Below are 4,325 nucleotides of genomic sequence, written 5' to 3' on the forward strand. Positions count from 1 at the left end.
CGGTGTTTCAGGGGGCTACATCAATTTTTTTATTTAATGTTTACATGTAGATAAGTTATCTTTAAATAGGTGATTTAACCACCTACAATCTGGCATTAACAAAATAGCTCCTTAACTGCTCATGATGATCGAATGGAAAACTACCTTTTATCTCTTTATTCTATATTAAATACGTATTAGTGGGTTTAATCAATTATTTATTGCTGAACAGGTCGCAGGTGTTTAATCTTAAAGTATTTGTTTGTATTAGGATAGGGGGTTAATGAGATGGTTGTAATTCCAAATTACTCTTTTTAAGAGGGGCATTACTGCCCCATAAGTATCAAAACTCTCTTGATAACGTGATGTATCCATTAAATCTAATAGAGCATTCATCCTTGTTCATCAGGCTGGATGCAATAAATACATCTTTTTTTTTCGCCTTATTCATATAAGTGTATTTAGCTGTGATAGATTTTACGCCATTATAATAATAGCTAGAGAAATAAATCTTATTATATGTATCTTCTGTTTTATCCTTACTAGGATCTTTATTGTAATCAATTCGTGCTAAAGATTCCGCATAGGTTTTAGAGATTGGAGAAATATCAATGATATCTACTTTGGCTTTAGTTTTATCAACAGTTGATGTATCAATTTTTAAATCTTTTGATAGTGCATCAAATAAAGATGATTCCATTGATAAGCCAACAGCGGCGCATCCATAATCTTTTGCATATGCAAATATTGGGATTAAAGCAAATGAACAGACTAACAGTTTTTTAAACATAATTAATCTTCCACTACTAAAACTTTATCGCTGCTAGCGTCAATGATTTTACGATATGGCAAGTTAAGGATAATGCAACCATCAGAAGCTTCTCCAGGATGGGCAGCACTATCACCATGAATCATAAAACCATCACGCCCACACATTTGATTTTCAATGTATGGCGTAAGTCTCATCGTCCATGCTCTAGTTCTACGATGGTAGAAAGCGGGGCCGATAGTGTAAGTGCCTCTAGGAAGTGGGCCGTTATCTTTTACACACTCATTAGCAGAATCATTTTTATATCCAGGTCTGCCAGAATATTTAGCATCAAATTGATAGGTTCCATTCAGATAAAAGCTGTGAGCGCTTACTTTATAAACCCAAGTCATTACGCTGCCTCCTTATTTCCGTTCCATGAATCAGAATGAATTATATTTCCATCAAGATAATGCCAGGTGATTTTTTCATATGCCAAATAGAATGCTTCAAGATGGTTGTGTTTTTCAAATGTAGGGTTTTTTATGTCAAACATGAAAGGTTCAATTTCATTAATTCTGACATTATCCATTGTTACACGGAAATATTCTTCTTCTTGTCCGTTATAGTTTATGCGGTAGAACTTCAATACAGCTTGTTTAAATTTTCTGCCGGATGATACACCTTGATAGAGGTAAGGAGATGAACAATCGACTTCTTTGATTAGTGCGTAATCTCCATGCTGGCGCTTACTGGTGATCTTTCTGGTTTTGTCGTCAGTTGGTAACTCTACATTATGCATAAGCTCTAAAATCTCTATAGAATCTTCTCTACCATGCACATCAACACTGCCTTTAACTTGATTTCCTGCATCATCGGTAAGCCATAGATACACAGGTATTGCCATATCAAAATCCCTCTTAATTATGCTGGTATTGAGCGTTAATTGTACTACTTATGGATGTATACGGAGAATATTTTTCCGAGAAACCTATTGAAATAAAAGTGATTTAAGTAAAACTACATTGGGTGTTAGGGTAATCCCCCCGAAAAACCGGTGAGATAAGCACTGTGATAAATGCTGTGTTAAATCGAAAATTCTTGCTCCTGGAGCTAAGCCCCGGTTACACTAAATATCTACACATTTTCAATGTGTAAATGATTGTTTTATAAATGAAATGACTCGGGGTGCCCTTCCTTGTGAAGGCTGAGAAATACCCGTACCACCTGATCTGGATAATGCCAGCGTAGGGAAGTCTGACACTGCTCGTGTCCCTTCTTTCACGCGGGCAGGAGCTGAACCATGCAGCCTGACCTGCGCAGCCGCGCACTCGCGGCCCACGCCTTACAGCAATTTAGAACCCTTTCTCCGCTCACGCATTGTATGACCAATGAGGTCGTGCAGAATTTTACCGCCAATACGCTTCTGGCATTGGGCGCGTCACCTGCGATGGTGATTGAACCCGAAGAAGCCAGCCAGTTTGCGGCTGTTGCCCATGCCGTGCTGATTAATGTCGGTACGCTGACCGAGAGCCGCGCCATTGCTATGCGTGCGGCGGTCGAGCAGGCGCAGCGGGCGAATACGCCCTGGACGCTCGATCCCGTTGCCGTTGGGGCACTGGAGTTTCGCCGTCGTTTTTGCCTGGATTTGCTCTCGCTCCAGCCTGCTGCCATTCGCGGTAACGCCTCTGAAATACTCGCGCTAGCGGGAATGCGCGGAGGTGGGCGCGGTGTAGATACCACCGACACAGCAGCCGCTGCGCTGCCGGCGGCACAGGCGCTGGCATGCCGGGTCGCCTCCATCGTAGTGGTAACCGGGGAGGTGGATTACGTTACCGATGGCCAGCGTACCGTGAGTATTCGCGGTGGCGATCCATTGATGACGCGTGTCGTTGGCACCGGATGTGCGCTGTCGGCGGTGGTGGCTGCCAGCTGTGCGTTGCAGGGGGATCGGCTGAGTAACGTCGCGTCTGCCTGTAGCTGGATGAAACAGGCTGGTGAATTCGCCACTGAGCACTCGACAGGGCCAGGAAGCTTTATTCCTGCATTCCTTGATGCTTTATATAACCTGAACGCGCAGGAGCTGGCATGAAACGGATTAACGCATTAACAATTGCCGGAACCGATCCCAGCGGTGGTGCAGGTATTCAGGCGGATTTAAAAACATTCTCTGCGCTCGGGGCCTATGGCTGCTCGGTCATCACGGCTCTGGTGGCGCAAAATACGCGCGGTGTGCAGTCGGTTTATCGGATCGAACCTGATTTTGTTGCCGCGCAGCTGGACTCCGTGTTCAGCGATGTACGCATAGATACCACCAAAATCGGTATGCTGGCAGAAACGGATATTGTGGAAGCGGTCGCTGAGCGTTTACGCCGCTTTCAGGTACGAAATGTGGTGCTTGATACAGTGATGTTGGCGAAAAGCGGCGATCCGCTGCTGTCCTCCTCTGCGGTAGAAACACTGCGTACTCGCCTGCTGCCGCAGGTGTCGATCATTACCCCGAATCTGCCGGAGGCCGCCGCATTGCTCGAAACAACCCATGCCCAAACGGAGCAGGAAATGCTGGCGCAGGGGCGTGCTCTGCGGGCATTGGGCTGCGAGGCGGTGCTGATGAAGGGCGGTCATCTGGATGACGCGCAAAGCCCTGACTGGCTGTTTACCCGCGAGGGCGAGCAGCGCTTTACCGCGCCAAGAGTGAAGACCAAAAACACCCATGGCACCGGTTGTACGCTGTCGGCAGCGCTGGCTGCGCTACGCCCGCGTCATGCAAACTGGGCCGATACGGTGCAGGAGGCCAAAATATGGCTCTCGGCGGCACTGGCCCAGGCAGATTCCCTGGAAGTGGGCGAGGGGATAGGTCCGGTACACCATTTCCACGCGTGGTGGTAACAGGGATAAATGCGTATACTGGCTGAAGATTCAGCGGTCAGGAAAAAGATAAATGGAACAAGCGCATACCCAGCTTATCGCGCAACTGAATGAACGCATTTCGGCGGCGGATAACACGCCGCTGTATCTTAAATTCGCCCAAACGGTGAAGAACGCTGTCCGCAGCGGCATCCTCGAGCATGGCAATATTCTGCCTGGTGAGCGCGATCTCAGCCAGCTGACCGGCGTTTCGCGCATTACGGTGCGTAAAGCGATGCAGGCGCTGGAGGAAGAAGGGGTAGTGACCCGCGCCCGTGGTTACGGAACGCAGATCAACAATATCTTTGAGTATTCGCTAAAAGAAGCGCGCGGCTTTTCTCAGCAGGTGGTGTTACGCGGAAAAAAACCAGATACGCTGTGGGTCAATAAACGCGTGGTGCCGTGTCCGGAAGAGGTGGCGCAGCAGCTGGCGATTACCGCCGGCAGTGACGTTTTTCTGCTTAAGCGTATTCGCTATGTGGATGAAGACGCCGTATCCATTGAAGAGTCCTGGGTCCCTGCGCATCTTATTCATGATGTGGATGCCATCGGCGTCTCGCTGTACGACTATTTTCGCAGCCAGCATATTTTCCCGCAGCGTACGCGCTCCCGCGTCAGCGCCCGCATGCCGGATGCGGAGTTCCAGTCGCACATTCAGATGGACAGCAAAGTGCCGGTGCTGGTGATCAAG

The 4,325-nt window shown here is 47.8% G+C and carries 6 protein-coding genes and 1 riboswitch; of the genes, 3 read left to right on the forward strand and 3 right to left on the reverse strand.

Going from position 1 to position 4,325, the window contains the following annotated elements:
- Nucleotides 1-322 precede the first annotated feature (322 nt).
- Genes FDW95_RS14470 through tssD form a run of 3 tightly spaced genes read right to left on the reverse strand, consistent with a single transcriptional unit; the run spans nt 323 to nt 1,634 of the window.
- A complete protein-coding gene (locus FDW95_RS14470) occupies nt 323-769 on the reverse strand; it encodes a Shiga toxin A subunit (RefSeq protein ID WP_115258052.1) in 447 nt (148 codons plus the stop codon).
- A 2-nt stretch (nt 770-771) separates the two neighbouring features.
- The gene (locus FDW95_RS14475) at nt 772-1,140 is read right to left on the reverse strand and encodes a tlde1 domain-containing protein (protein WP_115258053.1); all 369 of its coding nucleotides are present in this window, start codon (nt 1,138-1,140) and stop codon (nt 772-774) included.
- Complete coding sequence (gene tssD, locus FDW95_RS14480) at nt 1,140-1,634, reverse strand: type VI secretion system tube protein TssD (protein WP_115258054.1); 495 nt, start codon at nt 1,632-1,634, stop codon at nt 1,140-1,142. The genes FDW95_RS14475 and tssD overlap by 1 nt, the downstream gene beginning before the upstream one ends.
- A 267-nt stretch (nt 1,635-1,901) precedes the next feature.
- A riboswitch (TPP riboswitch) is annotated at nt 1,902-1,998 on the forward strand.
- A 32-nt stretch (nt 1,999-2,030) separates the two neighbouring features.
- On the opposite strand from tssD, the gene thiM reads away from it, so the two are divergent.
- From thiM to FDW95_RS14495, 3 genes are all read left to right on the forward strand, one after another.
- The gene (gene thiM / locus FDW95_RS14485) at nt 2,031-2,819 is read left to right on the forward strand and encodes a hydroxyethylthiazole kinase (RefSeq protein WP_115258055.1); all 789 of its coding nucleotides are present in this window, start codon (nt 2,031-2,033) and stop codon (nt 2,817-2,819) included.
- On the forward strand, nt 2,816-3,616 hold the full coding sequence (gene thiD, locus FDW95_RS14490; protein ID WP_115258056.1) for a bifunctional hydroxymethylpyrimidine kinase/phosphomethylpyrimidine kinase: 801 nt from the start codon (nt 2,816-2,818) through the stop codon (nt 3,614-3,616). Before thiM ends, thiD begins: the two co-directional genes overlap by 4 nt.
- A 52-nt stretch (nt 3,617-3,668) precedes the next feature.
- A partial coding sequence (locus FDW95_RS14495) for a GntR family transcriptional regulator (protein WP_249359125.1) occupies nt 3,669-4,325 on the forward strand: 657 nt, incomplete at its 3' end.

The sequence above is a fragment of the Citrobacter sp. wls718 genome (assembly GCF_005280945.1).
GTDB lineage: Bacteria > Pseudomonadota > Gammaproteobacteria > Enterobacterales > Enterobacteriaceae > Citrobacter > Citrobacter gillenii.

Bases quoted from the DNA above. Each gene is read 5' to 3' on its own strand.
- FDW95_RS14470 (WP_115258052.1), bottom strand. From the start codon at position 769: ATGTTTAAAAAACTGTTAGTCTGTTCATTTGCTTTAATCCCAATATTT.
- FDW95_RS14475 (WP_115258053.1), bottom strand. From the start codon at position 1,140: ATGACTTGGGTTTATAAAGTAAGCGCTCACAGCTTTTATCTGAATGGA.
- tssD (WP_115258054.1), bottom strand. From the start codon at position 1,634: ATGGCAATACCTGTGTATCTATGGCTTACCGATGATGCAGGAAATCAA.
- thiM (WP_115258055.1), top strand. From the start codon at position 2,031: ATGCAGCCTGACCTGCGCAGCCGCGCACTCGCGGCCCACGCCTTACAG.
- thiD (WP_115258056.1), top strand. From the start codon at position 2,816: ATGAAACGGATTAACGCATTAACAATTGCCGGAACCGATCCCAGCGGT.